This window comes from Bradyrhizobium sp. USDA 4506 (assembly GCF_054058795.1).
Genome location: NZ_JBSSBM010000002.1, coordinates 3656202 through 3683134 on the forward strand (window position 1 = coordinate 3656202; position 26933 = coordinate 3683134).

At 65.3% G+C, this 26933-nt stretch carries 27 protein-coding genes; 9 read left to right on the forward strand and 18 right to left on the reverse strand.

From position 1 onward, the window contains the following. Positions 1-103: 103 nt before the first annotated feature. Entirely contained in the window at positions 104-649 is a 546-nt protein-coding gene (locus ACVIHF_RS19525; RefSeq protein WP_456780336.1) for a response regulator, read from the forward strand. Between the two features lie 9 nt (positions 650-658). Continuing rightward, positions 659-1237: an Hpt domain-containing protein gene (locus tag ACVIHF_RS19530; RefSeq protein WP_456780335.1), complete on the forward strand. Its 579-nt coding sequence runs from the start codon at positions 659-661 to the stop codon at positions 1235-1237. A 68-nt stretch (positions 1238-1305) separates the two neighbouring features. Here ACVIHF_RS19530 and ACVIHF_RS19535 read toward each other — a convergent pair whose 3' ends face one another. From ACVIHF_RS19535 to folE, 11 genes are all read right to left on the reverse strand, one after another. After that, on the reverse strand, positions 1306-2487 hold the full coding sequence (locus ACVIHF_RS19535; RefSeq protein ID WP_456780334.1) for a DUF2336 domain-containing protein: 1182 nt from the start codon (positions 2485-2487) through the stop codon (positions 1306-1308). A gap of 180 nt (positions 2488-2667) precedes the next feature. Continuing rightward, a protein-coding gene (locus ACVIHF_RS19540) for an IS5 family transposase (RefSeq protein ID WP_256558577.1) occupies positions 2668-3425 on the reverse strand; the annotation gives its coding sequence in 2 pieces (ribosomal slippage) (positions 2668-3089 and positions 3089-3425; 759 coding nt in all). 80 nt (positions 3426-3505) lie between these two features. Then, a complete protein-coding gene (locus ACVIHF_RS19545) occupies positions 3506-4510 on the reverse strand; it encodes a transglycosylase SLT domain-containing protein (protein ID WP_456780333.1) in 1005 nt (334 codons plus the stop codon). Between the two features lie 92 nt (positions 4511-4602). Then, complete coding sequence (locus ACVIHF_RS19550) at positions 4603-5394, reverse strand: c-type cytochrome (protein WP_456780332.1); 792 nt, start codon at positions 5392-5394, stop codon at positions 4603-4605. Further along, a complete protein-coding gene (locus ACVIHF_RS19555) occupies positions 5391-7016 on the reverse strand; it encodes a b(o/a)3-type cytochrome-c oxidase subunit 1 (protein WP_456780331.1) in 1626 nt (541 codons plus the stop codon). The genes ACVIHF_RS19550 and ACVIHF_RS19555 overlap by 4 nt, the downstream gene beginning before the upstream one ends. Beyond that, a complete protein-coding gene (locus ACVIHF_RS19560; protein WP_057019660.1) occupies positions 7006-7569 on the reverse strand; it encodes a cupredoxin domain-containing protein in 564 nt (187 codons plus the stop codon). The genes ACVIHF_RS19555 and ACVIHF_RS19560 overlap by 11 nt, the downstream gene beginning before the upstream one ends. Further along, complete coding sequence (locus tag ACVIHF_RS19565) at positions 7569-7748, reverse strand: hypothetical protein (RefSeq protein WP_016843914.1); 180 nt, start codon at positions 7746-7748, stop codon at positions 7569-7571. Before ACVIHF_RS19565 ends, ACVIHF_RS19560 begins: the two co-directional genes overlap by 1 nt. A 115-nt stretch (positions 7749-7863) precedes the next feature. Further along, a complete protein-coding gene (locus ACVIHF_RS19570) occupies positions 7864-9114 on the reverse strand; it encodes a c-type cytochrome (RefSeq protein ID WP_456780330.1) in 1251 nt (416 codons plus the stop codon). Positions 9115-9127: 13 nt separating this feature from the next. Next, entirely contained in the window at positions 9128-9826 is a 699-nt protein-coding gene (locus ACVIHF_RS19575) for a c-type cytochrome (protein WP_456781900.1), read from the reverse strand. A gap of 115 nt (positions 9827-9941) precedes the next feature. Beyond that, positions 9942-10370 carry a phosphoribosyl-AMP cyclohydrolase gene (gene hisI / locus ACVIHF_RS19580; protein ID WP_057019662.1) on the reverse strand — a complete coding sequence of 143 codons (429 nt, stop codon included), beginning with the start codon at positions 10368-10370 and terminating at the stop codon, positions 9942-9944. Between the two features lie 28 nt (positions 10371-10398). Next, positions 10399-11079 (reverse strand): GTP cyclohydrolase I FolE, encoded by a 681-nt coding sequence (gene folE / locus ACVIHF_RS19585; RefSeq protein WP_016843918.1) that lies wholly within the window; start codon positions 11077-11079, stop codon positions 10399-10401. A gap of 240 nt (positions 11080-11319) precedes the next feature. On the opposite strand from folE, the gene ACVIHF_RS19590 reads away from it, so the two are divergent. After that, on the forward strand, positions 11320-11766 hold the full coding sequence (locus tag ACVIHF_RS19590; protein ID WP_057019663.1) for an iron-sulfur cluster assembly scaffold protein: 447 nt from the start codon (positions 11320-11322) through the stop codon (positions 11764-11766). 126 nt (positions 11767-11892) lie between these two features. Here the strand turns inward: ACVIHF_RS19590 and ACVIHF_RS19595 are convergent, their stop codons facing one another. Then, a complete protein-coding gene (locus ACVIHF_RS19595; RefSeq protein ID WP_456780329.1) occupies positions 11893-12816 on the reverse strand; it encodes a hypothetical protein in 924 nt (307 codons plus the stop codon). A 282-nt stretch (positions 12817-13098) separates the two neighbouring features. Here ACVIHF_RS19595 and yidD point away from each other — a divergent pair, with 282 nt between their 5' ends. Both yidD and ACVIHF_RS19605 read left to right on the forward strand, forming a co-directional pair. Continuing rightward, the gene (gene yidD, locus ACVIHF_RS19600; protein ID WP_076831624.1) at positions 13099-13410 is read left to right on the forward strand and encodes a membrane protein insertion efficiency factor YidD; all 312 of its coding nucleotides are present in this window, start codon (positions 13099-13101) and stop codon (positions 13408-13410) included. 146 nt (positions 13411-13556) lie between these two features. Then, positions 13557-13724, forward strand: a complete 168-nt coding sequence (locus ACVIHF_RS19605) for a hypothetical protein (protein WP_016843922.1) — start codon at positions 13557-13559, stop codon at positions 13722-13724. An 81-nt stretch (positions 13725-13805) separates the two neighbouring features. On the opposite strand, the gene ACVIHF_RS19610 is transcribed toward ACVIHF_RS19605, so the two are convergent. Further along, on the reverse strand, positions 13806-14942 hold the full coding sequence (locus tag ACVIHF_RS19610) for an MFS transporter (RefSeq protein WP_253609985.1): 1137 nt from the start codon (positions 14940-14942) through the stop codon (positions 13806-13808). Between the two features lie 106 nt (positions 14943-15048). Then, positions 15049-16335: an ATP-dependent Clp protease proteolytic subunit gene (locus tag ACVIHF_RS19615; protein WP_456780328.1), complete on the reverse strand. Its 1287-nt coding sequence runs from the start codon at positions 16333-16335 to the stop codon at positions 15049-15051. A 227-nt stretch (positions 16336-16562) separates the two neighbouring features. On the opposite strand from ACVIHF_RS19615, the gene thrS reads away from it, so the two are divergent. Both thrS and ACVIHF_RS19625 read left to right on the forward strand, forming a co-directional pair. Next, positions 16563-18611, forward strand: a complete 2049-nt coding sequence (gene thrS, locus ACVIHF_RS19620) for a threonine--tRNA ligase (RefSeq protein WP_456792422.1) — start codon at positions 16563-16565, stop codon at positions 18609-18611. 84 nt (positions 18612-18695) lie between these two features. Next, positions 18696-19259, forward strand: coding sequence for a nitroreductase family protein (locus ACVIHF_RS19625; protein ID WP_076831733.1), 564 nt, complete (start codon positions 18696-18698; stop codon positions 19257-19259). Between the two features lie 109 nt (positions 19260-19368). On the opposite strand, the gene ACVIHF_RS19630 is transcribed toward ACVIHF_RS19625, so the two are convergent. Beyond that, positions 19369-21852 (reverse strand): putative bifunctional diguanylate cyclase/phosphodiesterase, encoded by a 2484-nt coding sequence (locus tag ACVIHF_RS19630; RefSeq protein ID WP_310881616.1) that lies wholly within the window; start codon positions 21850-21852, stop codon positions 19369-19371. 178 nt (positions 21853-22030) lie between these two features. Next, positions 22031-23107 carry a hypothetical protein gene (locus ACVIHF_RS19635; protein ID WP_253608046.1) on the reverse strand — a complete coding sequence of 359 codons (1077 nt, stop codon included), beginning with the start codon at positions 23105-23107 and terminating at the stop codon, positions 22031-22033. A gap of 268 nt (positions 23108-23375) precedes the next feature. On the opposite strand from ACVIHF_RS19635, the gene ACVIHF_RS19640 reads away from it, so the two are divergent. After that, complete coding sequence (locus ACVIHF_RS19640) at positions 23376-24422, forward strand: patatin-like phospholipase family protein (protein ID WP_456780326.1); 1047 nt, start codon at positions 23376-23378, stop codon at positions 24420-24422. Between the two features lie 3 nt (positions 24423-24425). On the opposite strand, the gene ACVIHF_RS19645 is transcribed toward ACVIHF_RS19640, so the two are convergent. Next, complete coding sequence (locus ACVIHF_RS19645) at positions 24426-24854, reverse strand: CBS domain-containing protein (RefSeq protein ID WP_057019670.1); 429 nt, start codon at positions 24852-24854, stop codon at positions 24426-24428. Between the two features lie 192 nt (positions 24855-25046). Continuing rightward, the gene (locus ACVIHF_RS19650) at positions 25047-25844 is read right to left on the reverse strand and encodes a rhomboid family intramembrane serine protease (protein WP_057019671.1); all 798 of its coding nucleotides are present in this window, start codon (positions 25842-25844) and stop codon (positions 25047-25049) included. Between the two features lie 485 nt (positions 25845-26329). Between ACVIHF_RS19650 and ACVIHF_RS19655 the strand changes: the two genes are divergently transcribed. Then, entirely contained in the window at positions 26330-26884 is a 555-nt protein-coding gene (locus tag ACVIHF_RS19655; RefSeq protein WP_057019672.1) for a PAS domain-containing protein, read from the forward strand. Positions 26885-26933 lie beyond the last annotated feature (49 nt).

Below are 26933 nucleotides of genomic sequence, written 5' to 3' on the forward strand. Positions count from 1 at the left end.
GCGTCTGCCTCCTTGCCCGGCAACCAATCATTAACCCCGGGCGGGATATGGTTAACGTCGGGTAATACCGCATTGGCCCGGTATGCCCTATCAGGGCCGGACCATGTATCGCATCGATTTCAACAAGCTGCGATTTTTGATTTGCGACGACAATCCGCACATGCGCCGCATCCTGCGGACGCTGCTGCATTCGTTCGGCGCGCGCGAGGTGTATGAGGCCGAGGACGGCGCCACCGGGCTCGAGATGTATACGCACTACGTGCCCGACATCGTCATCACCGACTGGTCGATGCCGATCTTCGACGGGCTCGAGCTTGCGCAGATGATCCGGCAGCCGGAATCCAAGGGCAACCCCTACGCGCCGATCATCATGCTGACCGGGCATTCCGAGAAGCGCCGTGTCACCGTGGCGCGCGATGCCGGCGTCACCGAATTCTTGGCCAAGCCGATCTCGGCCAAGGGCCTCTACCAGCGCATCATGAACGTGGTCGCCAACCCGCGCCCGTTCATCAAGACCAAGACCTATTTCGGCCCCGACCGCCGCCGGAACACCACCAACACCTATATCGGCCCCGAACGCCGCGGCAGCGGCGAGGTCGAGGTGCTGCAACAACCGTCGCTGCTCGAAAAGGCGCGCTCGGCCATCTAGGACATCGCCATGGCGAAAGACAAACCCGGGACGATCGAGGTCAAGAGTTTCGGCACGCACCACGTCATCACGCAGCCCAATCCGCTGCGCAAGATGCTGCTGCGCGTCCCCGAGAGCGATCTCGACGATCCGGTCGGCCGCGCCGAAAAGGCGCTCGCCGGGCTGTCGGGCGAGTTCAAGGAGTGGATGACGATCGAGGCCGACCGCCTCTCCGCCGCACACGCCACCGTGCTGCGCGAGGGCTTCAGCGACAAGACGCGCGAGGAGCTGTTCCGCGCCGCGCATGACATCAAGGGTGATGCCGCGACATTCGGCTATCCGTCGGCGGCCGCAGCCGCGGAGAGCCTGTGCCGCATCATCGAGCACGCGCCGGATCTCGGCGCCGTGCCGCCGCAGCTGATTGCGCACCACATCAACGCCGTGCAGGCGATCGTGCGCAACCGCACCAAGCTCGACACCGCGGTCGTCGCCGGCGTGCTGAGCAAGCAGCTCCGCGGCATCGCCGACGAATTCCTGACCCACGCCAACCGCGACCGTCCCGAGCACCTCGAGGCGATCCTCGCGCCGAGCATCGCGCCCGGCGAATAGCCGCGCGGCCGGCTGCTCGCGTTGCGCAGCCCGCTCAAGTATCCATCGATGGGAAGGAAGCGCGGCCCTCAGGCCGCGATGAGATCGTCGTCGTAGGGCAGCACCGCGATGGCGTCTTCCGCGGCGAGCTCCTCGCAGAACATCCGTGCGTCCTCGCGGGCCGATTCGGTCGCAAAGCGGCGCAGCAGGATCAGGAGCGGCTCGGCCGCCGAATGATCGGTCTCGCAATGCGTCAGCACCCGCTCCACCATGCGGCGATGCAGCCGCGCCGCGCCGTCACCGCTGTCGACATAGCCGACCTCGTGGCTGGCCTCGAGCGCGACGCGGAACGCGGCGTAGGTGGATTCCGGCAAGCCGGCGCGGCGCAGCAGCGCCTGCAGGCCGTTGCCGCCGCGGTCGTTCAACAGCGCGGAGACGCGGCCATAGGGCAGCCCGGACAGTTCGGCGAGCGCCGCCCCGAACAGATCGAGATTGCCCGACAGCAGCGCGCGCAGGATCAACCCGGCGGTCAATTGCCCGGTGGCGCGCAGATGCGTGATCAGGTTCTGCATGTCGTCGCCGAAGGCGCGCGCGGCGATGTTCACCGTCGAGCGCTCCCTGGCCTCGCCGGCGATCCGGCCGGCCCGATCGCTGCCGAGCCAGTTTCGCGCGACGACGAACTGCGCCAGCGTGTCGGAGAGCTTTGCGACCAGCGCCAGCCGCGTTGCCGACGGCAAGTCTTCCAGCTGCAGCATCGATTCCCTGATGGCGGCGAGATGGCCGTGGCGCTCGACGATGCGATCCCAGGAGAACGGCGCGAGGCCGGCGTAAGGATTCTCGATCAGCTCGAGCGCGGCGGCCGCCGAGCCGACCTCGGCAATCGCGGCGGCGACGGAGGCCGGCAGATTGGTGCGGCGCGCGATCGCGCACTGCATCTCGTCGGAGCCAGTGGCGACGATGTCGACGAGGTCGGCATCGATTAAGAGCGGTGAATGTTCCAGCACCGGCAGCGCGATCGCCGGCTGGTCGGCCGACAGCGCCTGCACGATTGCGGCAGGTGCGTCCGCGCTGCGCGCGAACACCTCGGCCATCGCCTGCCGTACCAGCGGCGACGGGTCGTCGAGCAGCATCAGCAGCGCGCCTTCGGCTGCGATGCGGTCGTCCTCGGTGAGATCCGAGATGAGCCAGGCCCGGGCCAACGCCCGCGTTGCCTCTGCTCGCTCACCTGCAGGAGCGGTCCTAATCCAACTAATAAACTGCCGAACGATCATGGTCCTTCCGGCTTACGCAACGAAACGGCATCGACATACGACGCCACTGCAAGAAAAAATAAACCATGACGCTTAACAAAGGGTTCACCATAAACGTTTGGGATTATTGACGTTTCGTTAAAGCCGCAATGGCGCGCGGCTTCGCGCGCGCAGCAAGACAGCGCTAGGACGAATCCACATTCAGCGGAGCCAAATGCAGATTGCGGCGAGGTGGACGAATGCGAGGAAGTAGTCTGCTCGTCGGTCATATCGCGTGGCAAAGCGGCGGAAGTGTTTGAGCTTGTTGAAGCAACGCTCGATGCGGTTGCGTAGCTTGTAGATCGTCTCGTCATGCGGGATGGGGATCTTACGAGAGCGGGTTGAGGGGATTACCGCTTCGGCGTTCATGTCCGCGATGGTCGTGCGTAGATCATTGTTGTCGTAGGCCTTATCGGCCAACACGGCCTCGGCCTTGAAGCCTTCGAGCAGGGCTTTTGCGGTGAGGTTGTCGTGTCGTTGTCCGGCGGTGAGCATGAAGCGCAGCGGCCGACCGAGGCTGTCGCAGAGCATGTGGATCTTGGTGGTCAAACCACCTCGGGAACGCCCCAGTTCCTGAGTTTTGGCCCCCCTTTTCCGCTCGCAGCCTGCTGGTGGACACGAACCAGAGTGGTGTCGAGCATCAGGTATTTGTTGTCGCGATCCTTGATCAGCTCGGCAAACACCTTCTCCCAAACGCCAGCCTTGGCCCAGCGGGTGAAACGCGCGTGTACGCTCTTCCACTTGCCGTAGCGCTCCGGCAGGTGCTGCCAGTAGGCGCCGGACCGCAGAACCCACAAAACCCCGTTCACGAACAGGCGATTGTCGACACCGCTGCGGCCGGGATCGCCCACCTTGCCTGGCAGCAGAGGCGCAATCCGAGCCCATTGCGCATCACTTAGCTCATAGCGCTTCACACCCATCAGCACGCTCCGAATCAAAACGTCCGGAACGCATTGATTCAGCATCATTCAGCTATGGGAATCCTGAATGTGGATTGGTCCTAGCCGTTGCTGTAGGTGCCGCTCGGATCGCTGAACAGGTCGAGCCGTCCGGGCGCGCGGACCTTCGGCGTCGCCGATGACGTCAGCGAGGCGGAATTGCCCCACAGCTCCTGCACCGCCGGCGAGATCGGCTCCGAGCGGTCGCCGGCCTGGTAGAGCGAGCGGAAGGTCGGCGCCGGCTGTGCCGATGCCACAGCCGAGGTCGCGGCGACGGGCGCGGCCGACCGGGAGTCCGGGAAGGTCGAGAGATAGGACGCGGTATCCATGGTCAGCGCCGTCGTCGGCGCGGTGCCTGCGATCGCGTAAGGCGACATGGTGTCGCCGCCGGCCGCGGCGAAGGCGGTGCGCGTGTCCTGGGAGTTCGCGGCCGCGGCGTAGCGCGTGGTCAACACCGAATAGACCTGGCTGACGCTGCGCGCGTTGCCCGACCTGTCGTAGAAGATCGACTGGTTGGCGGCTGCCGCCTTCGGAAACATCGCGGCCGCATTGGCGCTCGGGCTGTCCTCGGCGCTCGAGATCAGCTTGCCGGCGCCGCCGACGCCCATGAAATGGGCCATGTACAGTTCGGCATCGGTCGGACGGCGGCCGAGCTTGCCGGTAAGCTTGAAGCTGTTGGACTGCGTCAGCACCGCCGCCATCGAGGACGCCGCGTCCGGATCGTCGCGCAGCTTCATGACCGCGGCGCGCGCCGAGGGATCGCTGACCGAATAGCTGCCGTCGGAATTCCTGGTGATGGCGTCGGCATACTGGCCATAACCGAGCTGGCTTCCAGCCTCCTTGACGGTGCCGAGCCAGGTCTGGTCGATGAATTGATAAAGTCCATGCGCCGACGAGGTCGTGGCGCCGGCCCGCGGGTTGAAATTGGATTCCATCTTCGCGGTCGTGAGCAGATATTCGAAGCTCGTGCCGGTGGTCGCGGCCGCCTGCTTGATCGAGCTTGCGACCTTCAGGCGCGAGGAATCGACACCTGCCGAAGCCGTCGCATTGAAGAGGTCGACCGCCATCTGTCCGGGTGCCTTGCCGGGCGCCGGCAATCGGCACCCATGTCCGGTCAAGGTGCCGTAATTATGGTTAATGGCGCGTTAATAGCGCCGGTTCAGGGCTGGGCCTCGTAGTAATGCGCGACCTGGTCGATCTCCTCGGCCGTCATCTGGCGCGCGATGTTGCGCATCTGCTGACTGATATCGTTGCGGCGGGCCCCGGATGCAAAGGCCTCGAGCTGCGCCTTGATGTAGACCGCCGACTGGCCGCCGAGCCAGGGGCTTCCCGCCTTGTTGTCGACATCGCCGTGGCAGGAGCCGCAAGGCGCGATGTTGCGCATCGGGGCGCCCGTCACCACGATCGCCGGCGCGGGACGCCCGGTATCCAGATTGTTCGAAGGCACCCGCGGCAGATAGGCGTAATAGGCCGCGACATCCTTCATGTCCTGATCGCTCATCGCCGCCGCGAACGGGCTCATCACCACGCTGACCCGCGCGCCGGTCTTGAAGTCGTTCAGCTCCTTGTAGGTCACCGCAGCAAATTGCCCGGCGAGGTTCGGTGAATGGGCGTCGCTGACGCCCTGCGGTCCGTGGCAGATCGCGCAGCGCTGCGCCAGCGTTGCGCCCCGCCCGATCGAGACCTGATCTGCCTTGGTCAGCATCTCCGATGTCATGACGACTTTGGACGTCTTGAAATCCGGCTTGATGCCGGCCTCCTGCACGGCGGCACGCGGAACGCCGGCAGCGCTGCAGATCGCATCCCAGACGCCGGCAAGCTTCAAATTGGGTTGCGCCAGCGGCAACCAGATCAGGCCTGCGACGGCCGACAACACAGCGATGGCAACCGTGATGCCGACGCTGGCGCCGAACCACGGATTGCGAAGCGAGAACAGCGGCTGGTCGCTCATCGGCCGGCTCCGACATAGACCGCGGGCACGCTGGTCTCGTTCAGCGCCATCAGCTGCGCGATCGGGAAACCATAATTCACCACGGTGAGACCGACCATCAACGCGAGCCACAGGCCGAATGAGTTGAGCGCGACCGGAATCCGCGCGGGCATGTGCAGCGGCACCGCGAAGCGGTACGCACCCGCCTCGCCTCGCGCGCCGAACTGCCCGCGGATCAGCACCAGCAGGAACAGCAGGCCCGATATCAGAAGAATGAACCCGCCGATTGCCGACATCGTGACCGACAAGGCCTGCGGCGAGATCGCCGGGTTGGCATAGTCATAATAGGCCATGCGGCGCGGCATGCCGAGAATACCGACATAGTGCCACGGGAAGGTGGTCACGATCATGCCGATGAACCACAGCCAGAGCTGCGTGCGCATCAGGCCAAAACTGTCCAGCGCACGGTCGGTCAGATGCGGCCACAGATCATAGGCGATGGCGAAATACATGATGACGATGGCGCCACCGAAGATCAGGTGGAAATGGCCGGTGATCCACTGCGTGTTGTGCACGGTGGCATCGAGCTGATAGCTCATGTTGATCAGACCGCCGGCGCCTCCGAAGCCGAGCATGACCAGCGACAGCGCCGTCGCCAGCATGATCGGATTGGACCATGGCAGCGCGCCGATCCAGCCGAAGGCGCCGCGGCCACCGCGCAGGCGGCTGGCAATCTCCGCCGAGGCGCAGATCGTGAACACCGTGAGCAGCGTCGGCAGCGCGACGAGGCCGGTGAACACGGAGTGCATGAACTTGAATCCGGCGCCGACCTGCGGATCGGCAAACAGGTGATGCACGCCGATCGGCATCGCCACCACGACGAACAGGATGAACGAGATCCGCGCCATCGGGTCGCTAAAGAGCCGGCCGCCGATCGCCCGCGGGAAGATCGTATAATAGGCGATGTAGGTCGGGATCAGCCAGAAATAGACGATGGCGTGCAGCGTCCAGGAGAAGAAGACGCGGGCCAGCCCCGCATCGATCGTCGACTTCAGCCCAAGCGCCACGGGCAGGATCTGGAACAGGATCTCAAGCGCCGCGCCGACCGCGGTCCAGCCCCAGAGCAGTGAGCCCGCAACATTGGCATACATCGCAAGCGGCACCGGCTTGCCCGGGTTCTCGCGCTTCCAGATCACGAAATTGGTCACCATCAGCGCGACCCAGATCCATGAGCCGACCACGACCATGACGACGCCGATGTAATAGAAGGGATTGCCGACCATCGGCGGATAGAAGGTGTAGAGCACCGAGGCGAGCCCGAGCGACACCGGGATCATCGCGACAACGGCGCCGACGGCGACCAGGAAGAAGCCCACCCAGGCCCAGCGCCGTCCAACCAGCTCTTTCTCGAGCGAGGCTTCGGTGATCGCGTAACCGAATCCCATCGCGATCAGTGTCGGGAATACGTATCCCATCGCCGAGCCATGGGCGGTGACCGAGCGATAGTAGAATTCCGGATTGAAATGCCAGGCGTTCAACGGGCTGCGCACGAACATCTGCCAGGCGCCGAGCACCAGCGCGACGCCGAACACGATGAAGGCAAGCCAGAAATGCGCCGCGATCAGTCGCTTGTTAATCAACACAGGTCAGCCTCCGCTTCGCTGCCGCCATGTCACGGAACGCAGCCTTGTCGACCACCTTGACCTTGCCCCACATGCCCTGGTGGCCGATGCCACAGAATTCCTGGCACGGCATCACGTGATCGCCCGGCGCCTTGAAGCGCACCGGCAGGTCGGTGACGTAGCCCGGCACCAGCATCGTGTTGATGTTGGTGCCCTCGATCAGGAAACCGTGGACGACATCGGCGCTGGTGGCGCGGAAGGTGATCGGCGTCTCCGCGGGCACCACGATGCATTGCGGTGTGAAGGAATATTGCTGGCCAATCGCACGCACGGTGACCGATCCGTCGGCCAGCATTTCGCTGCCGAGATTGCTCTCGACGAATTCGCCCGACAGATGCAGCGTCTTGGGATCGGCGGTTTCGACCCGGCCCTGCGGCATCGTCGCCTGATGGATGCCGATATAGGTCGCCATGCCGACCAGGACGCCGACAATGACGATCGACAGCGTCGCCCAGCGCCGCTCGATCCGTGCGGCAACGGCCTCACCGAGGCTGTGGTCAGTCTCGCTCGCCATCAGGGAACGCTCCGCGGCAGGAAGACCAGCAGATAGAATGCAAACCACAACCCGACCACGACGGCCGTCGCAATGCCCGCGACCGCGACCGCGCCACCTGGACCGGCGCGTACGATGGTCTCGACATCATCGTCTTCCGAGCCCGATGCCGGCGGTTGCGGCGAAGACGAGTTGATCATGATCGCGCTCCCCTTAACGCGCGACGAGACGAGGTTGACTAGTCATCGCGCTTTAGCTCCTTTGTTTGAGCATGATCGTTTCGGAAAACCGCTTCGCACTTTTCCGGATCATGCTTTAGTTCAGCGTTGCTGCCCGCAGTTCGTTGGCCTGCCGCGCCGACACCGGCTCGCCGCGATTGCCCCAGGCCGTTCGGATGTAGGTCACGACAGCCGCGACCTCGTCATCCGACAGCTTCTGCGCGAACGGCGGCATGCCGTGGGGCATCGGATTGCCCGACGTACCCGGCGGATACCCGCCATTGAGCACCATCCGGATCGGGTTCACCGCGGAGACCATCTGGATCGACTGATTGCCGGCAAGCGGCGGATAATCCGGCGGCATGCCCTGCCCGGTCGCGCCATGACAGCTTGCGCAGTCGCGGTCATAGATCGACTTGCCAAAGGACAGCAGCAGACTGCTCTCGGCCGACGGCAGCGAAGTCGACGCCTTCTCCGGAGGACCGCCCTGCGCAAGGCCCTTCAGGTAGACCGCCATCGCGCGCGCATCATCATCATTGAGATATTGCAGGCTGTTGTAGACGACCTCGGCCATCGGTCCGTACACGGCGCCCTTGGCGGACACGCCCTTGCGCAGATAGTCGACGATCTCCTCGATCGTCCAGTCGCCGAGCCCCGTCTCCTTGTTGGAGGTCAGCGACGGCGCGTACCAGTTCTGCATCGGGATCAGGCCGCCCTCGAAGGCCTGCGACTGCTTGCTGCCGCCGAGCGCATTGATCGGGGTGTGACACATCCCGCAATGACCCAGCCCCTCGACCAGGTAGTTACCTCTATTCCACTCCGCCGACTTCGTCGGATCAGGCTTGAACTCGCCTTCCCTGAAGAACAGCGTGCGCCAGCCGAGGATCAGCGAGCGGTTGTTGAACGGGAATGTCAGGTCGTGCGGCTTGTTGAGCTGCCTGACCGGTGGCACCGTGCGCAAATAGGCGTAGATCGCGTCGCTGTCCTCGCGCGTCACCTTGGTATAGGAGGCGAACGGCATCGCCGGATAGACCAGGCCGCCGTCGGGAAAGCGGCCATTGTGCATCATCTGGTAGAACTGATCGGAGGTCCACGTGCCGATCCCGGTCTGCGGATCGGGCGTGATGTTCGACGTGTAGAGCGTGCCGAATGGCGTCTTCATCGGGAGGCCGCCGGCGAAGGTCTTGCCTTCGCGCGCGGTGTGGCAGGCGATGCAATCGCCGGCGCGTGCGAGATACTCGCCCTTGGCGAGGACGGCCGGATCGGCCGCCTTCTGCTGCGCCGCTGCTCCAATCGGCGACAATGCCAGCATCAGTCCGACAAGCAGTCCTGTTAAGGTTCGCGACATCGGCACGATCCCTTCAATGCAGTTCGCTGCCGCATTCGAGCGGCATCGGAAGGCTGCCTCGCGGCGCGAAGGATGGATCCGCCGGCGCCGGACGCGAGGACAGATAGGCGGCCACCGCCTTCACGTCGTCCTCCGTCAGCAGGCCCGCGACGATCTGCATGCAATCGGGAGCGAACGCGGTCCGCGTGCCGTAGCGCCAGCCCCCGAGTTGGCCGCTGATATAGGCCGCGCGCAGGCCAAGCAGGCCGGGAATGCCGGGCTCCATGCCGCCCAATGTGGGACCATGGCAGGCCGAACAGGGCGGAATGCCGTGCTGCGGATCGCCGTTCTTCACGATCGTCTCGCCGCGCGCCAGGATCTCCTTGCTGTCGACCGGCGGGACCGGCGGCGGAAATGCCGGCCTGAGCGAGGCGAAATATTCAGCGATCTTCTTCAGGTAATCGTCGGTCTGAAACTCCAGCAGGTAGTTCATCGGCGGGTATTTCCGCCGTCCATCCCGGAATGCGATGAGCTGGTTGTAGAGATAGCCTGCCGGCTTGCCGGCCAGCCGCGGGAAATAGGCGTCGCTGGTGCCCTCGCCTTCGGCGCCGTGACACGGCGCACAGGCAAGGACGCGCGCGGCCATCGTATCGGGCGCACGCTCGGTCGTTTGCGATTGCGCCTCGCCGATCGGCCACACAGCCCAGGCAAAAAACCCAACAAGCGGTATCAGGCGATGCGCCACAGTTCACCCCCAGTGACGACCCTGCGCAACGGCTTGCGCATGGCGTAACAGGGGCCACGAAGTACACGACTTCGCCGCGCTGTACTTGATTCAGATCAATGATCTATTTGCGATAGACCTGCGCCGGATCGAACAGCTTCTCGGCGTCGACAAAGGACAGGCTGACATGCCCGCCCTCGTCCTTCACCGCGCGATAGAAGCAGGAGCGCCGTCCTGTGTGGCAGGCGGCGCCGATCTGCTCGACCTTGATCCACACCGCGTCCTGATCGCAATCCATCCGGATCTCGACCACGCGCTGGGTCTGGCCCGAGCTCTCGCCCTTGCGCCACAGCGCATTGCGCGAGCGGCTGAAGTACCAGCCTTCGCCGGTCGCGATCGTCTTGCGCAGGGCCTCGTCATTCATGTGCGCGACCATCAGCACATCGCCGGTCGCGGCATCGGTCGCGACGCAGGTCACAAGGCCTGCCGCGTCGAATTTGGGCTGGAAGGCCAGCCCCTCCTCGCGGTCGTGATCGTGGGTCGCTGCGGACACGGAAAACCTCGCTCAGGAAAATGCGAGGTTACCGGTTCGGTCCTCGCACCAGGGACAAGAAACGCTGCTGCTCCGCCGGATTGTCGCGGAACATGCCAGTGAAGCGGCTGGTGAAGGTCGATGCACCATGCTTGGCAACGCCGCGCACCGACATGCAGGTATGCTCCGCCTCGATCAGCACGGCAACGCCGCGCGGCTTCAGCACCTCGTCGATCGCAGCCGCGACCTGCGCGGTGAGATGCTCCTGGGTCTGCAGACGGCGGGCGAAGATGTCGGTCAACCGCGCCAGCTTGGAGAGGCCGACGACGCGCTCCACCGGCGTATAGGCAATATGCGCCTTGCCGTAGAACGGCATCATGTGATGCTCGCACTGCGAGGTGAACTCGATGTCGCGGACGAGGACGAAATCGTCGTAGCCGGCGGTCTCGCCGAAGGTGCGGTTCAGCACCTCGGCCGGGCACTGGTGGTAGCCCTGATAGAGCTCGTCATAGGCCTCGACGACCCGGCGCGGCGTGTCGAGCAGGCCCTCGCGGCCGGTGTTCTCGCCGATATAGGCGAGCAGCGTCTTCACGGCGTCCTCCGCCTCCGCCCGCGACGGGCGCGGCTGGTCGGCACGGACGGCCGCCGTCATGAATTCTGAGGGGTCGAGCTCGCCGGGCTTCGCGTCGGCCGGCTTGTTGGGGCGAATCGATTTGATCAAGGCGTCCATGTCTTCTCCGTTCGACCGGCCCTCGGATTTGACCTTGGTCCGGATGTGTCACCGGGCAGACGGGGCGGATGGTTCGACCGCCGGGCGCCTGAGTCCCACAATTGTAGCACCGCCGCGGCGGAGGTGGGCCGCGGTGGCTGCATGGCCGGGCTATGTTTCCGGCGTTGCCGCCCATATATAGGACGGTGCAACCCAGCCGCCAAGAGCGCCCGGCACCGCCGGAACCAGGCATCTGTCCCCATGCTGAACGACATTTACAACAAGCGGATCATCGAGTTGGCCGGCAATATTCCGCGCCTCGGACGGCTGGCCGACCCGGACGCCAGCGCCACCGCCCACTCCAAATTGTGCGGTTCGACCGTCAAGGTCGACCTCAAGATGGACGGTCCCGTGGTGACGGATTTCGCCCATGACGTGAAGGCCTGTGCGCTCGGCCAGGCCTCCTCCTCGATCATGGCGAGCCGGGTGGTGGGCTCGACCGCGGACGAGCTGCGCGAATTGCGCGAGACGGTCCGCAAGATGCTGAAGGAAAACGGCCAGCCCCCGCAGGGCGGCAAATGGGCCGATATCGCGCTGCTCGAGCCGGTGCGCGACTACAAGGCCCGCCATGCCTCGACCCTGCTGACCTTCGATGCCGTGGTCGATGCGATCGGCCAGATCGAGGCCAAGGCGAAGCAGCCGGCGTAAAATTGCATGTCAGGTCATTCCGGGGCGATGCGCAGCATCGAACCCGGAATCTCGAGGTTCCCCGATGCGCAATTGCGCATCTGTGGTCCGCTTACGCGTCCCGGAACGACGCGACAATGTGCGTTCTTACTGCGCGGGCTGGACCGGCGCCGGCGCCGCGCTGCCGCCGGTCGGCACCACGACCTCGGCGGTCTTGGTCGCTCTCGCCTGCGACGCCTCGCCCTCCATCGCGCTGCTCAAGAAGCGATCGTTGTTCTTCGGCTTCGCCTCGGCGACGGGAATTGCGTTGTCCTTGGTGTTGTCCTGCCGCGGCAGCACGTCGGCAACCGCATCGGTGGTGATGAGATTGGTCAGCCGCAATTCGGCCGCCGACAATTCGTGCAGGTCTTCCCACGGCGGCACGCTGAGCGAGAGCGCCAGCAGATCACCTGCGCCGCCCATGTCGAAGGTGTACTTGGCAAGACGGCCGATATCGCGCTCGACGATCATCAGGTCCTGCGCGGTGTAGCTCGCGGCCTTGGCGTCGTCGGCGCGATCGCCCATCCAGATCTGATGCACGCGGACATGGGCGGCCGGCGGAACGTAGCGCGTCTTGCCCGACAACAGCAGGAACACGCACATCGACTCGCAATAGGCATCCGGCAGAACGCTCGCGCGGCCACCCTGCGCGGCCTGATTGACGACGCTGGTACCGACCGTGGTCAGCACGCCGAGACCGCGGAAGCGGCGGCCGAGCGCGATCGCGTCGTTGACCGAGCCGCCGCTGGAATCGAGCACGACGGTGGCGCCGTTGAGCTGGCGGCCGCGCGCGAACTCGTCGAATTCCCTCGGACTATCGGCCGTGATGATGCCGACCGCGGACACCCAGCCGCGGCAATTCGGCTGGCAGGCGATCCAGCTGAACTTCATCGGCAGCTTGCGCTCTTCGAGGGTCGAATTGGCCTGCGCAGAACCGCCCGCCATGGCGGCGGTGCCGGAAGCTGCGAAGCAAAGAGCAACGGCGCCGGTAAGCGCCCAACTGCGCAACGAGAGCGACTTGACGAGCCTCAATTTGGTTCCTTCCCCCAAGCCCTTGGTGATGCGAGCGGTGGCAATGGCCCCATGGCAGTGCGCCACGATTCTGTCAGCGGCGCGTTATGGGAACGGTAGCGTTGCTGACCCGGACCGTCCATAGAGCCCTTGCTGCAGCGCCATCGGTGCTGTGCAATAATAACGAACTGTGGCGTAAATATCTGCAACAAAACAGTTCCTTGGCTTGGAACCCCCGCAAGACTACGTACATACTTGCGTATGCCGCCGACAAACCATTCAACGACACACCATCCACGATGCATGGACTGTGCCAGCACCATGCGCCGCTTGCCGCGCAACCTCGGCCGCGCCCTGATCTGGATCTACCGGCACACGCTGTCGCCGCTGGTCGGCTACAACTGCCGGCATCTGCCGACCTGCTCGGTCTATGGCGACGAGGCGATCGAACGCTTCGGCCTGTGGGGCGGCGGCTGGATGACGCTGGCGCGGCTGCTGCGCTGCCAGCCCTGGGGAACATCCGGGATCGATAATGTCCCGCTGACGAAGCCGCCCGGGGCACGCTGGTACCTGCCCTGGCGCTATGGCCGCTGGCGCGGCGTCAACGAAGGCTGACGCGGCGCCAACAACGGTTGACGCGGCGTCAACGACAATTGATCGGTTGCTGCGGCACGTCCAAGCGCAGCGCGCATTGCTGCCCGGCGGAACTGTGGCGATAGTTGGCGCATTGTTTCATTGCCCCCTTTGGGGAGGAAACAACAATGCGCTGGAAAATCAGCCACAACGGTCATGATCCCCGGCAGATCGACTTGCTGGCCGTGCTTGCCTTGCTCGTCGTGATCGTCGCCGCCTACGGCTACTTCACCCACAATCCGAACAAGCCGAGCACGACGGCGTTCATCGTGCCCAGCCAAAGCGTGAGGTGGTGACGCGCAGTCGAGCTCCCTGATGTTCCGCACGCGGATCGTTGTTGGGATGCTCTCGCGAACACAAACGTGAAAGCCAACCGTTCACTCGGCTGCGGCGGTGGCGGCCGTCCGTCGCGGCCGCGTAACGACCACGACCGCGAGCGCCGCCGCGACGAAGGCTGTAGCCACGTAGCCTGCGCTGTGCAGCCATTCGCGGGCGAACAGCAAGCCGCCGATCGCGGAGCCGATGGCCTGGCCGATATACAGCACCGAGGTATTGAGCGAGACCGACGCCGAAGCGAGCGCCGGCGCCGCACCGACCAGGCGTACCTGCTGCATCGAATTGGTCGATGCAAAGCCGAGGCCCCACACCGCGACGGAGGCGGCCATCAGGGCGTAGGCGCCGGCGCTCAGCGCCCAGCCGGCGACGCCTGCGAGCAGCAGCACGGTGAACAGGACCGAGGTTTTCCAGGCGCCCCACGAGTCCACCACGCGCGTTGCGATCACGATGCCGACGAACCCGAAGATGCCGTAGAGCGCGAACACGATCCCGACGGCGTCCGCATTGGCGCCGGTCAGTTTGGCGAGCAGCGGTCCCATGAAGGTGAACACCACGAACTGGCCGGACATCTGCAGCGTCGTGATCGACAGCAGCAGAATGACCATCGGATTGCGGCCGAGATCGACCCAGGTTCTGAGGTCAACCGGCGCGCTGTGCAGTCCGCCTGGCAGCCGCCACCACAGCAGCAGGGAGCTGACGAGCCCGGTCAGCGCGATCGCGCCATAGGTCGCGCGAAAGCCGTAGCGGCTTGCGATGAAGGTGATCAGCGGCAGCCCGATCGCGGCAGCAAGCGACCAGCCGAGGAAGATGTAGGCAATCGTGCTACCGCGCTTCTCCACCGGCACGATCAGTGCCGCGGTGCCCGCCGCCTGCGGCGTGTAGAGCACGCCGACCGCGAGCATCACCAGCCGAATGATCAGGAGGCTGTCGTAGTTCGGCACAAAGGCGGATGCCGCATTGGTCAGCGTCAGCACCAGCAGCGTCGCCGTCAGCAAGGCCCGCCGCTCGATCCGGCTGGTCAGCCACGCCGTCGCCGGCGAGCCCACGCACAGCACGATCGCGCCGAAGGTGATCAGGAGACCCGCGGTGTGGATCGTGACGCCGAGTCCGTCGGACAACTCCGCCAGCATGCCGGCCGGCGCCAGCACCGAGCAGCCGGTGACGATGTTGCCGAGCATCAATGCGGTGGGAGCGAAGCGTTTCACGCCGCGTTGTTAGCAGACGCCGAGATCGATGCAACTGCATCTAAATGCATGGCACCTTATCGAACGGCGCCTCTTGCGCTCATCGCGACGGCGATGCCGCCGGCACCGCACTAACGCTCGGCGACGCGGCGGCCGGCAACGGGCTCGCAGGCTTCGGGCCGGCGGTCGCCGCCGGGCATGATGCCAGAAGCTGCGTCCACCCCTGCTCCAGCCCGGTGGTGCCGATATCGAATGTCGCAAGGCCGGACTTGACGTCAGACTTGGCGTCGAGCTTGGCGTCGGTTGCCGGCGCGCTTTCGCCGATCTGCAGATGCGGGGCCGCGAGCATCGCCTTGACGATGTCCGAGGTCACCGCCTCGCTCCAGACCTCGTATTTGCCGAACCGCGCCGACCGGCCGAATGCAACGGTCCTGGTCGCGCCGGCCATCATCAGCACCGTGCTCTTGCCGGCTGCCCCCTCCTCAAACTCGCGCACGAACATCAGCCGCCCGCGATCCTTGCTCTCGCAGAACAGCCGCCACTCCATCATGCGGAACGCACTGCCGTCGGCCCTTTTCTGCTGCACGATCTTGCGAACATAGGGCCGTGTTTCCTTCTCCACCGCCCACAGGGTTTCCGGCAGCGGCCGCGTATCGATGCCGAATCGATAAAGCTCCGGCCGCGTCAGCACGTGCAGGTCCTCGAACTTCACGGACTTGATGAGGTCGCTGAGCTCATGGCTGATGCCCATCGCCGCGAGGAATACATTGCGGTCGCGATCGGCGCTCACCATCTCGCGCCGCCTGAAGTCCGCGACGACCTGCGCAGGCGGATGTCCGTGCACGACGAACATCAGCTTGGAGTTATGCACCGCGAGCACCGAATCGGGCGCCACTTCGCGGCTGGTCGCGCCCAGGAACAGATAGGCGCAGGCCGACACGCACATCGCGTTGCGCGTGGTGAGCTCGGCCTCGACCTCCCCCTTGGCAGCCTTGATCTTCAGGCAGGCGGCGTCGATCTGCGTGCCGGTGGAACAGGCCGGCACGATGGTACGGCCGACCCGGGCGATTGCCTTGTGCGCGCGCAGGAACCGCGCGATCCCATAGGACTGCTCGACGTTTCCGCCCGGCGAATGAAGGTAGATCGGAAGCTGCCTGTCCTTGTTGGCAAACAGGAAGGTGCGAATCCGCTGCGCGGCTTCCCGATCGATCTCGCCTTCGATCGCGATCCAGCGATCGCAGCCGGCGCCGCAGGCGTTCGCCGGCCCATGGGCGAGATAGATGGTCAGCTTCTTCGCAAATCCGGCCTTCTGGACCGATGTCTCTTCCGCCCGCAACACGCCCGGGATCAGAAGCAACGCCACGAAAAACAGGAGACGGGAAAACATGAACCTTGCGGATCGCGCGATGGCGGAAAATGGAGGCCGGACGTTAGACGATGATCGGCAGCGTCGCAACGATCCGTGGCGTCGCCTGCAGCCGAGCCTTGTTCAAATCCGCGCGGCCGGAGGCCCATTTTCTTGATATTGCCGGATTGCAGGCGTCAAATCCCCTGCTATACCGCTGCTTTCCGCTTACCTGCGCTCGTTCGCAGGAGTGAGCTACAGGAGACACCATGGCCGATACGCCACCCAAATCCGAATCCGGATTCCAGTACAGCCTCTCTAACCTCAAACCCGCAGAACCCGTGAACAAGATCGTCCTCACCTTCCCTGACGGAGCGAGGCGCGATTTCCCGAAAGGGACCACCGGTCTCGACATCGCCAAAGGCATTTCGCCCTCGCTCGCCAAGCGCACCGTCGCGATGGCGCTCGACGGCACGCTTGCCGACCTCAATGATCCGATCGAGGCCGACGCCAAAATCGAGCTGATCGGCCGCGAAGATCCGCGCGCGCTGGAACTGATCCGGCACGATGCCGCGCATGTGCTGGCGGAGGCCGTGCAGTCGCTGTGGCCGGGCACCCAGGTCACGATCGGCCCGGTGATCGAGAACGGCTTCTACTACGACTTCTTCCGCAACGAGCCGTTCACCCCGGAAGATTTTGCCGCGATCGAGAAGCGGATGCGCGAGATCGTCGCGCGCGACAAGCCGTTCACCAAGGAAGTCTGGGATCGCGAGAAGACCAAGCAGGTGTTCCGCGACAAGGGCGAGGCCTTCAAGGTCGAGCTGGTCGACGCCATTCCCGGCAACGAGCCGATCAAGATCTACTTCCAGGGCGACTGGTTCGATCTCTGCCGCGGCCCGCACATGACCTCGACCGGCAAGATCGGCAACGCGTTCAAGCTGATGAAGGTGGCGGGCGCGTATTGGCGCGGCGATTCCAACAATCCGATGTTGACCCGCGTCTACGGCACGGCATTCGCCAGGCAGGAAGACCTCGACGCCTATCTCAAGCAGATCGAGGAAGCCGAGAAGCGCGACCACCGCAAGCTCGGCCGCGAGCTCGACCTGTTCCACTTCCAGGAGGAAGGCCCGGGCGTGGTGTTCTGGCACCCCAAGGGCTGGACCATCTTCCAGCAGTTGATCGCCTATATGCGGCGCCGGCTGCTCGGCGACTACGACGAGGTCAACGCTCCGCAGATCCTCGACAAGGCGCTGTGGGAAACCTCGGGCCATTGGGACTGGTACCGCGAGAACATGTTCGCGGCGCAGTCCGCCGGCGACGAGGCCGAGGACAAGCGTTGGTTCGCGCTGAAGCCGATGAACTGTCCGGGCCATGTGCAGATCTTCAAGCACGGGCTGAAGAGCTACCGCGACCTGCCGTTGCGGCTCGCCGAGTTCGGCGTCGTGCATCGCTACGAGCCGTCGGGCGCGATGCACGGCCTGATGCGGGTGCGCGGCTTCACCCAGGACGACGCCCATGTGTTCTGCACCGAGCAGCAGCTCGCCGACGAGTGCCTCAAGATCAACGACCTGATCCTGTCGACCTACGCCGATTTCGGCTTCGACGGCGAGCTCACCGTCAAGCTCTCGACGCGGCCGGAGAAGCGCGTCGGCACCGACGAGATGTGGGATCACGCCGAGCGCGTGATGGCGACGGTCCTGTCGGAAATCAAGGCCAAGGGCAGCAACCGCATCCGGACCGAGATCAATCCGGGCGAAGGCGCGTTCTACGGACCGAAGTTCGAGTATGTGCTGCGCGACGCCATCGGCCGCGACTGGCAGTGCGGCACGACCCAGGTCGACTTCAACCTGCCGGAGCGGTTCGGCGCGTTCTACATCGATCATGACGGCTCGAAGAAGGCGCCTGTCATGGTGCACCGCGCGATCTGCGGTTCGATGGAGCGCTTCATCGGCATCCTGATCGAGCACTATGCCGGCAACTTCCCGCTCTGGCTGGCGCCGACCCAGCTCGTGGTCACGACCATCACCTCCGAAGGCGACGAGTACGCCAAGGTGGTGGCGGCGACCGCGCGCCGCGCCGGGCTGCGGGTCGAGATCGACCTGCGCAACGAGAAGATCAACTACAAGGTCCGCGAGCACTCGCTGGCCAAGATCCCGGCCCTGCTCGTCGTCGGCAAGAAGGAAGCCGAGACCCACTCGGTCTCGGTCCGCCGTCTCGGCAGCGAGCGGCAGACGGTGATGCCGACCGATGAGGCGATCGCCGCGCTGGTCGATGAGGCGACGCCGCCCGACGTGAAGCGGGCGCGATCCGTCGCCTGATCTTCACAATCGGTCTAAACTGGCTTTCATTGGCTCGGTCGTGCCCCCATCTTGGGGGCACGACTCCCCTTGAAGGACATCTCCGTGCCCGATGCCATTGAACTCCTGAAGACGCGCCGCTCGATGAAACCGCGCGAGATGACCGGCCCGGGCCCGTCCGCGGCCGAGCTCGAGACCATTTTGACGATCGGCGCACGCGTACCCGACCACGGCAAGCTCGCGCCCTGGCGCTTCATCGTGTTCGAGGGCGATGCCCGCGCGCGGGCCGGCGACGTGATCGCAAAGGTCTTCGCCCGGAAGAATCCCGGGGCGCCGGCCTCCGACATCGAGGTCGAGAAGAAACGCCTGACCGACGCGCCGCTGGTGATCGGCGTGGTCTCCTTCACCAAGCCGCACCCCAAGGTGCCGCCGTGGGAGCAGGAATTGTCGGCGGGCGCCAGCGCGATGAACATCGTTACCGCGGCGACCGCGCTCGGCTACGGCGCCTGCTGGCTGACCGGCTGGTTTGTCTTCGACCGCGACGTGCTCGACGGCCTCGGCCTGAAGCCGGACGAGAAGCTCGCCGGGCTCATTCACATCGGCACCCCGACCAGGCCGAGCGAGGACCGCCCGCGCCCGGCCCTGTCCGATATCGTGACGCGGTTCTAGGGTATAGCCTTGTAGCCCGCATGAGCGGAGCGATATGCGGGACACTCGTCCCGGGTGTCGCTTCGCTCACCCGGGCTACAAAAGCCCTCGCCATTGTCGGGCATGACGACTACGCCGCCTTCGACGCACGCTCCGCAAAGCCGCTCAGCAAGGCCGCGATCTCGCCGGCCGGTCTCGCCGCGCTGAACAGAAATCCCTGCACCTCGTTGCAACCTTCGGCGCGCAGCCAGTCGAGCTGGTCTGTCGTCTCGACCCCTTCCGCGGTCGTGGTGATCCTGAGGCTGCGGCCAAGGCCCGAGATCGCGCGCACGATCGCGAGGCAATCGGAGCGCCGCGCCAGATCCTTCACGAAGGAGCGGTCGATCTTGATCTTGTCGAACGGGAAGCTACGCAGATAGCTCAGGCTGGAATAGCCGGTGCCGAAATCGTCCATCGAGATGCTGACGCCCAGTTCGCGCAGCTGATGCAGGATCGCGAGGTTGGCCTCGGTTTCCGCCAGGAACACCGACTCGGTGATCTCGAGCTCGAGCCGCCGCGCCGACAGGCCGGAATGCGCCAGCGCCGAGATCACGGCCTGGACCAGATTGCGGCTGCGGAACTGCACCGGCGACAGATTGACGGCGACCTTGACGTCGGCGGGCCACTTGATCGCCTCCGAGCAGGCTTCGCGCAGCACCCATTCGCCGAGCGCGACGATCAGGCCGATGTCTTCGGCAACCGGGATGAACTCCGCAGGCGAGACCATGCCCTTCTGCGGGTGCCGCCAGCGCAGCAGCGACTCGAAGCCAGAGATGCGGTCGGCCGCGATGTCGACCAGCGGCTGGTAGTGCAGCTCGAACTCGCCGTTGCTGAAGGCCGCGCGCAGATCGCGCTCCATGTCGCGGCGCTTCTGCGCCTGCTGATCCATCTCCGGTTCGAAGAAATGATGCACGCCGCCCCCCTCGGACTTGGCGCGGTACAGCGCCATGTCGGCATTGCGCATCAATTCTTCCGACGTCGTGCCGTCGCCCGGTGACAGCGCGATGCCGACGCTGGCGCCGACCACGACCTCGAGCCCGTCGATGTTGTAGGGCGCGCTCAGCGCTTCGATCAGCCGTTCGGCGAAAGCGCTCGCCTCGTTCGGCGAAACGTCGGCCGCAAGCACGATCGCGAATTCGTCGCCGCCGAGGCGGGCCGCCACATTGTCGTCGCGGACCACCTCGCGCAGCCGCTCCGCCACCAGCTTGAGCAGCCGGTCGCCCATCGGATGCCCGAAGGAGTCGTTGACGTTCTTGAACAGGTCGAGGTCGATGCACATCACCGCGACGCGCTTGTTGCCGCTGCGGCCGCGCTCCAGCGCCTCGCGCAGGCGCTCCTGGTAGAAATCGCGGTTCGGCAGATTGGTGAGCCCGTCATGGTGCGCCATATGTGCGATCCGCGCTTCGGCGGCGCGGCGCTCGGTGATGTCGACCACCGCGACCAAATAGCCGTCGCGGCCCTCGAACGCCACCTTGCGTCCGAAGGTCAGCACATGGATCTCGCTGCCATCGGCCCTGATGTGCCGCCAGTCGCGGCTCGATTGATAGACGTCGCCGATCTCGCGCAAGGCGGCGCTGTGCACGCTCCACTCATCCACCGGCCAGATCTGGCGCAGCGTCATGCCGAGAAACTTTTCCCGGCTGTATCCATAGTGCTGAACGGCGGCGTCGTTGACGCTGAGGAATTCCATCGTGCCGGCGTCGAACACCCACATCGGCATCGGGTTGTTCTCGAACAGCAGGCGGAACGACAGCTCGCGCTGCTTCAGCGCGGTGACGTCGGAGACGGTCAGCGACAGCATGTCGCCGAACGCCGTGACGCCGAGCCGCAGGCAGCGATCGCCGCTGTCGATCTCGAACTGCCCGCCCGGGCCGCCGCCGACAAATCCACGCAGACGGCTCATCACCGCTGACGCCGCAAGCGGGTTGCCGCCGGCGCTGAGCCGGCGCCACAGCAATTCGGTCGCAGGCTGCATCAGCAGCCTTGCGGCGCCCTGGTTGAGATGCACGATCTGGAAGTCGGCCGGCTCGCCGCGCGCATCGCGGATCGCGGCGAGCGACAGCACGCCCTCGTCGGTGGCCGAGAAAATCGTATCGAGCAGATTGTACTGCGCATTGCGCTCGTTGACATAGACGCCGACCAGGATACCGCCCCAGCGCGACCGCGTCGGCAGCGCCAGCACGTCGAAGGTCCGCACCAACCCGTCGCGGACGCAATGCGCCGACGCCAGATAGGGCCGGCAGTTCTCGCGCGCGTTTGCGGCGGCTTCGGTCAACGCGGTGGCGCAATCCGGCGGCAGGGCGCTGAGCGGAATGTCCCAGCGCTCGTCGTTCAGCCATGTCTGGACATAGCGGCCGGCGTGCGAGACGCTGAGCATGCCATCTACGCTCCGCAGCAGCACGATATGATCCGCGAGCCGGCCGAGACTGCCGAGCATCACGTCTTCATAGTGCGGCAGCTTTTCGCCGGGACGGACCGCGGCCTGCCACTTGCGTTGCAGAACCGGTACGTCGGCGAACATCTCGGAATTGAATTTGGCCGATGCTTTTGCTGATTTCTTGTTGGCCATGACCATGGCGCGCCCCACGCAAACACTAGTCCCCGCGACATCCAAGTCATGCCGCGGCTTAACGTCATGTAAAAATAGGCAGGCCCGGCTTCGCCGCGAGCGATTATGACGGCTCAAATTCGCGCGATGGTTAGTTCACATTAGAGACTATGACAGCTGCATGAAATGCAGGGCCGGCCGGACGTCAGCGCGCCACGACCTCGACTTCGCCATCGACACCGTTGACGACATTGAAGGGACGCTCGAACACCTTGCCTTCGTTCTTGGCGATCGCGCGATACTCGCCCTCGGAGAGCACGACGCGCGGGAACGCGCCGATCGATTCCTTGATCACGTCGCCGCCCGGCGTGATCACCGACCAGGCGGTGTTGGCGAGCGCCTCGCCGCCCCGCTCGCTGACCAGCTTGAGCGTGATGACGGCGGCGCGATGGGTGACGGTGACGTCGGTCAGCTTGCCCGCCGCGACGCGAATGTCGGAGCGCACCACCGAGTTGGCGTCGCCATAGTTGGAGACGATGTAGTAGGTGCCCTCGGGCAGCAGCGCGACGTCGCCGGCTGCAACGTTCGGCACCATTGGTCCACGGTCCGAACCGTCGAACTGGCTGCCCTTGTAGATCGCGAACGAGATCTGGTTGGCGGGGATCTTGCTGCTGCCGACCCGACCCTCGATCCGCAGGCCCCCGGCCGGGAGCACGAACGACTCGCGGTCGGTCTCCGACTTCAGACTGACGGCGCGCACCGCGCTGACGAGGCCGAGCGCGACATGGACGACATAGTTGCCGGGCGGCAGCACCACGTTGGGCGTCGCCCCGCGCTCTTCGCGGACCAGCTTGTAGGTGCCGTTGTCGTCAGGCTTGTCGGCGAACACCCGCCACACCAGCCCGGCATTGATGACCGGCAGGTCCTTGCCGTACCGCGCCGTCAGCGACAGCACCGCCTGCCCCGCGGCCGGCGAGCCGGCCGGCGGCACAGCTACCACCGGCGGCACGGTCGCAATCGAGGGCTGGACGATGGTCGGCTGGTTCAGCGGACCGGGCAGAACGGGCCCTGAACCGCCGCCCGATGGCGGCGCCAGGTTGAGTGCCGGACCGGACGGCACCTCCGGGACAGAAGCGGGCGGAATCGGCGGCGGCCGGTCGCTGAAGAACTGTGCAGATACGGAACCGGGGATCAGAGCCAGCAAAAATGCCGCAAGCGTCAGCAGCGGAAGGAGCCGCATGCCCCGCCCGCATCCGCCGATGCCGTTGCCCCTCGAAGTCATCTCCATGCTTTTCAACGAAAACGCGGCAAATTCAAGCCTTCGTCCAAGGGGCGTCCAAGGCTTTGTCACAGTCCGGGCGGGCGGCGTCCGCCATTTGGAACCGCGCGATCAAGCCGATGTTAGCTCTACCGTCGCGGTCCAGTCACATTCCCTGCCTACCGCGGACTACCCGGGGCATGAATCATGCCTGTGGGAATAACCATGAAGACGGACGACGCTGGCGCAGCCATGCTGCGCAGCCTAGTCTCGCGCTGGCAGGAGATTTGTCGTGTTGGATAGCTGGATGGGCCGAGGCCACAAGAGCTCCGACGGCCCCGACAAGGTAGGCCTGGGAACGGTTCGCCGGCCGGTCATCGGGCTTGCGCTCGGCGGCGGCGCCGCGCGTGGCTTTGCCCATATCGGCATCATCAAGACCCTGCTGGCCCACGGCATCGTCCCCAATGTGGTGGTCGGCACCTCGATCGGCTCCGTGGTCGGTGGCGCCTATGCGGCCGGCCATATCGAGACGCTGGAGCAATGGGCGCGCGGCCTGCAGCCGCGCAGCGTGCTCGGCTACCTCGATATCCGCCTCAACGGCTCCGGCCTGATCCGCGGAGCCAAGCTGGCCGCCGAGATCGAGGCGGCGCTTGGCCAGGTCATGATCGAGGACCTCACGGTCAAGTTCGCCAGCGTCGCCACCGAAGTGCGCACCGGGCACGAGATCTGGCTGACCCAGGGCCGCGTGGTCGACGCCATGCGCGCCTCCTACGCCCTGCCCGGCATCTTCGCGCCGGTCCTGATCGGCGACCGCTGGCTGGTCGACGGCGCGCTGGTCAATCCGGTGCCGGTCTCGGCCGCGCGCGCGCTCGGCGCCGAAATCGTCATTGCGGCGAACCTCTCCAGCGACGTGTTCGCGCACTCGACCACGATCTACAATCACGGCCCGTCCGCCGCGCCCGAAGTGACGGTTGCGGTGACCGCCGAGGCCGAGCTCGAGCCGGAGCCGCCGAAGCGCCGGTTTGGCCGCTTCTTCTCCGCCGAACGTACCGTGAAGCGGGAGTTTTTCGGCAGCGCCAGCCGGCCCGGCATCTCGAGCGTCATGGTCGACGCCTTCAACATCATGCAGGACCGCATCACCCGCGCACGCCTTGCCGGCGATCCGCCTGACATGCTGATCTCGCCGCGGGTCGGTCAGATCGGCTGGTTCGACTTCCACCGCGCCGACGACCTGATCGCGCACGGGATACGCGCCGCCGAACGCTCCATCAGCGCAATCGAGGAAGCGATCGACATCCTGGCGCCGCCGTCGAGCGGCGCGGACAGCACCGGGAAGTAGCGCTCAGGCGGTCTTGATGTAGTCGCGCAGCGCCTCCTGCTCGCGCTCATATTCCTCGACGCGCCGCTTGACGATGTCGCCGATCGAGATCAGCCCGACCACCTTGCCGTCCTCGACGACAGGAAGATGGCGGAATTTCCCCGTGGTCATCATCTCCATGATGCCGCTGACCGTATCGGACTCGCGGCAGCTCACGACCTTCTTGGTCATGACCGCGCTGACCGGTTCGTCCAGCGCGCCCGCGCCGCGCTCAGAGAGCACGCGCACGATGTCGCGCTCCGACAGGATGCCCTCCATGCGGCTCTGCTCCATCACCAGCACCGCGCCGATCCTACGCTCGCCGAGCAGCTTGACCGCGGCCGAGAGCTTCGCGCCGGGCGCGACGCTCATGACCTGATGGCCTTTTGCATCGAGAATGGAACGTACCGTCATTGTCGGCCTCCCTGAATCCGCTCGTGCCCCGCTTGAGCGGAGCCGAGCCTGTTCGCCAGAGTCTTCAATCAACAGTTCCGCGCCGATTTCGGTTCCGAGGCGCGGGTGAGTAGCAGGGCTCGATTTGTCGGCCCGCTTTGTTTCTGCGTCACAAAGATGATGGAGGAATTCGATCCAGGCCGCAAGCGGCGATCAGACGCGCCCCGACTGATCCACCGACGACGCATCTGCAGCATCGTCCCGCGTGCGCGGCACCGGATCGAACAACGAGAACAGCAGCAGTCCGGCGAGGAAGCCGCCGATATGCGCCTGCCAGGCGACGCTCGCGCCCTCGCCGCCGAGCGACAGCGAGGTGGCGCCGAACAAGATGTTGACGCCGAACCATATCGCCAGGAAGGCGAGCACCCGTCCGTTGCGCAGCGCCCGCCACAGCGACAGCGCAGGCACCTTGGCCGCCGCCTCGGCATCGCCACGGCTGAACGACAGGAAGCTGCCCTTCACAAAGGCAAAGCGGATCGCCGCCGCCATCGTGCCCGACACCGAAGCCGACGCTCCGATCATCGGCGCGATCGCGTGCTCATGGGTCAACAGATGCGCAAGCGCGCCGGCGGCCGCCGTTACCGCCATGAAGACAAAGAAACGCAGCGCGCCGAACCGCCGCGCCAGCGCGCTGCCGAACGGCAGCAGCCACAGCACGTTGAAGCCGATATGGGTGAGGTTGGCGTGCAGCAGCGAATAGGTGACGAAGGTCCAGACCTTGGCGCCTTCGCCGCCCGGAAAGGTGATGTCGAGCAGCGTTGAATCGTAGCGCTTCGGGATGAAGCCGAAGACGTCGATGGTCCAGTTCTCCAGCTCCGGCGGTAGCAGCACCCGCAGATGGATCACCGCGATCAGGAGGATGTAGGCGGTGAGCGCCGGCGGCAAGGTCAGGATCGGCTCGCGCGGCGCCTCCGGCGGCGGCGCGAGCGGGGATTCGGGATGGGAGTCCAAGGGGTCGGCGACCTCGATGCGGCGGTGGATCAGAGATAGGCGGCTTTCGCACCCCTGTGCAAGTGCACAATCCCAAAATCGGACACCGGATGTCGCGCAGTGCGGAATCGGGACAAAAGAAAAGGGAGGGCGCTGAGAACGCCCTCCCTGATCGGCTGGTCTTCTCGTGCCCCGGAGGGATCGGGAAACGTCCCCACCCCTCCCCGCACGGTGACCAAACTGTTTGACGCCACCTGTGTACCAACGGCGCCGGCGCTTGGGGCAGCCGGCGCGAACGGGAACGCGCGGACCCTACCCACTGGTTCCGCGGGGGCCAAGGACATAGTTAAATTTACGTTAACAACACAAAGCTGCCGATAAGCCGCCCAAAGCGCGGCCACGGCATGGACGCTGCACAGCCTTCCCTGCACAACAGAGAAGGGAAGGCGCCTGAGCAAAACCGGGACAGATGTGTCCCGCCGAGACAGGTGCCGGGCAAGGTTTAGATGAAACACAGCTCGAGCCGCGAGTTCTTCGCATATTGGAATGCGAAGCGCGGCACCGCACGTGCACCTGACCGGAGTGAGTTCGAGCCGTCCGCGGTACGCGAACTGCTGTCCGACATCTTCGTGCTGTCCTATGACGGCGAGACCCGCTTTCCGTTCCGCGTGGCCGGCACCCGCACCTCCGCCCTGCTCGGCTGCGACCTCAAGAACCGGAGCTTTTCCGCCCTGTTCACCGGCGCGAGCCGCGGCGAGATCGAAGACATCATCACCTGCGTCGTCGAAGAGACCCTGCCGGCCATCGCCGGCATCACCGCCACGACCGAGAGCGGCGCCAAGGCGCATCTCGAACTGCTGCTGCTGCCCTTCACGAGCCGCGTTCATATGCCGGCGAGCCTCACCGGCCTGCTCGCCCCGTTCGAGGACGACGTCGGCCGGCTGCACGACCTGGTGCTGACCTCGTGGCGTTACCTGCATCCCCAGGAGCGGTTCGTGCCGCGGACCCTGCGCAAGCTGGCCATCGCGCGCGGCCTGATGGTCTACGAAGGCCTCCGCTAGCTGCCGGCGCCCGCCTTGGGACGGGATGGCAGGCGCCGGTCGCTTGCAC

Bases quoted from the DNA above. Each gene is read 5' to 3' on its own strand.
- ACVIHF_RS19645 (WP_057019670.1), bottom strand. From the start codon at position 24,854: ATGACGGTACGTTCCATTCTCGATGCAAAAGGCCATCAGGTCATGAGC.
- ACVIHF_RS19535 (WP_456780334.1), bottom strand. From the start codon at position 2,487: ATGATCGTTCGGCAGTTTATTAGTTGGATTAGGACCGCTCCTGCAGGT.
- ACVIHF_RS19560 (WP_057019660.1), bottom strand. From the start codon at position 7,569: ATGGCGAGCGAGACTGACCACAGCCTCGGTGAGGCCGTTGCCGCACGG.
- ACVIHF_RS19565 (WP_016843914.1), bottom strand. From the start codon at position 7,748: ATGATCAACTCGTCTTCGCCGCAACCGCCGGCATCGGGCTCGGAAGAC.
- ACVIHF_RS19570 (WP_456780330.1), bottom strand. From the start codon at position 9,114: ATGTCGCGAACCTTAACAGGACTGCTTGTCGGACTGATGCTGGCATTG.
- ACVIHF_RS19630 (WP_310881616.1), bottom strand. From the start codon at position 21,852: ATGGTCATGGCCAACAAGAAATCAGCAAAAGCATCGGCCAAATTCAAT.
- ACVIHF_RS19635 (WP_253608046.1), bottom strand. From the start codon at position 23,107: ATGACTTCGAGGGGCAACGGCATCGGCGGATGCGGGCGGGGCATGCGG.
- folE (WP_016843918.1), bottom strand. From the start codon at position 11,079: ATGGACGCCTTGATCAAATCGATTCGCCCCAACAAGCCGGCCGACGCG.
- thrS (WP_456792422.1), top strand. From the start codon at position 16,563: ATGGCCGATACGCCACCCAAATCCGAATCCGGATTCCAGTACAGCCTC.
- ACVIHF_RS19610 (WP_253609985.1), bottom strand. From the start codon at position 14,942: ATGCTCGGCAACATCGTCACCGGCTGCTCGGTGCTGGCGCCGGCCGGC.
- ACVIHF_RS19550 (WP_456780332.1), bottom strand. From the start codon at position 5,394: ATGAGCGACCAGCCGCTGTTCTCGCTTCGCAATCCGTGGTTCGGCGCC.
- ACVIHF_RS19545 (WP_456780333.1), bottom strand. From the start codon at position 4,510: ATGGCGGTCGACCTCTTCAATGCGACGGCTTCGGCAGGTGTCGATTCC.
- ACVIHF_RS19605 (WP_016843922.1), top strand. From the start codon at position 13,557: ATGCGCTGGAAAATCAGCCACAACGGTCATGATCCCCGGCAGATCGAC.
- ACVIHF_RS19525 (WP_456780336.1), top strand. From the start codon at position 104: ATGTATCGCATCGATTTCAACAAGCTGCGATTTTTGATTTGCGACGAC.
- ACVIHF_RS19530 (WP_456780335.1), top strand. From the start codon at position 659: ATGGCGAAAGACAAACCCGGGACGATCGAGGTCAAGAGTTTCGGCACG.
- ACVIHF_RS19590 (WP_057019663.1), top strand. From the start codon at position 11,320: ATGCTGAACGACATTTACAACAAGCGGATCATCGAGTTGGCCGGCAAT.
- ACVIHF_RS19615 (WP_456780328.1), bottom strand. From the start codon at position 16,335: ATGTTTTCCCGTCTCCTGTTTTTCGTGGCGTTGCTTCTGATCCCGGGC.
- yidD (WP_076831624.1), top strand. From the start codon at position 13,099: ATGGACTGTGCCAGCACCATGCGCCGCTTGCCGCGCAACCTCGGCCGC.
- ACVIHF_RS19655 (WP_057019672.1), top strand. From the start codon at position 26,330: ATGAAACACAGCTCGAGCCGCGAGTTCTTCGCATATTGGAATGCGAAG.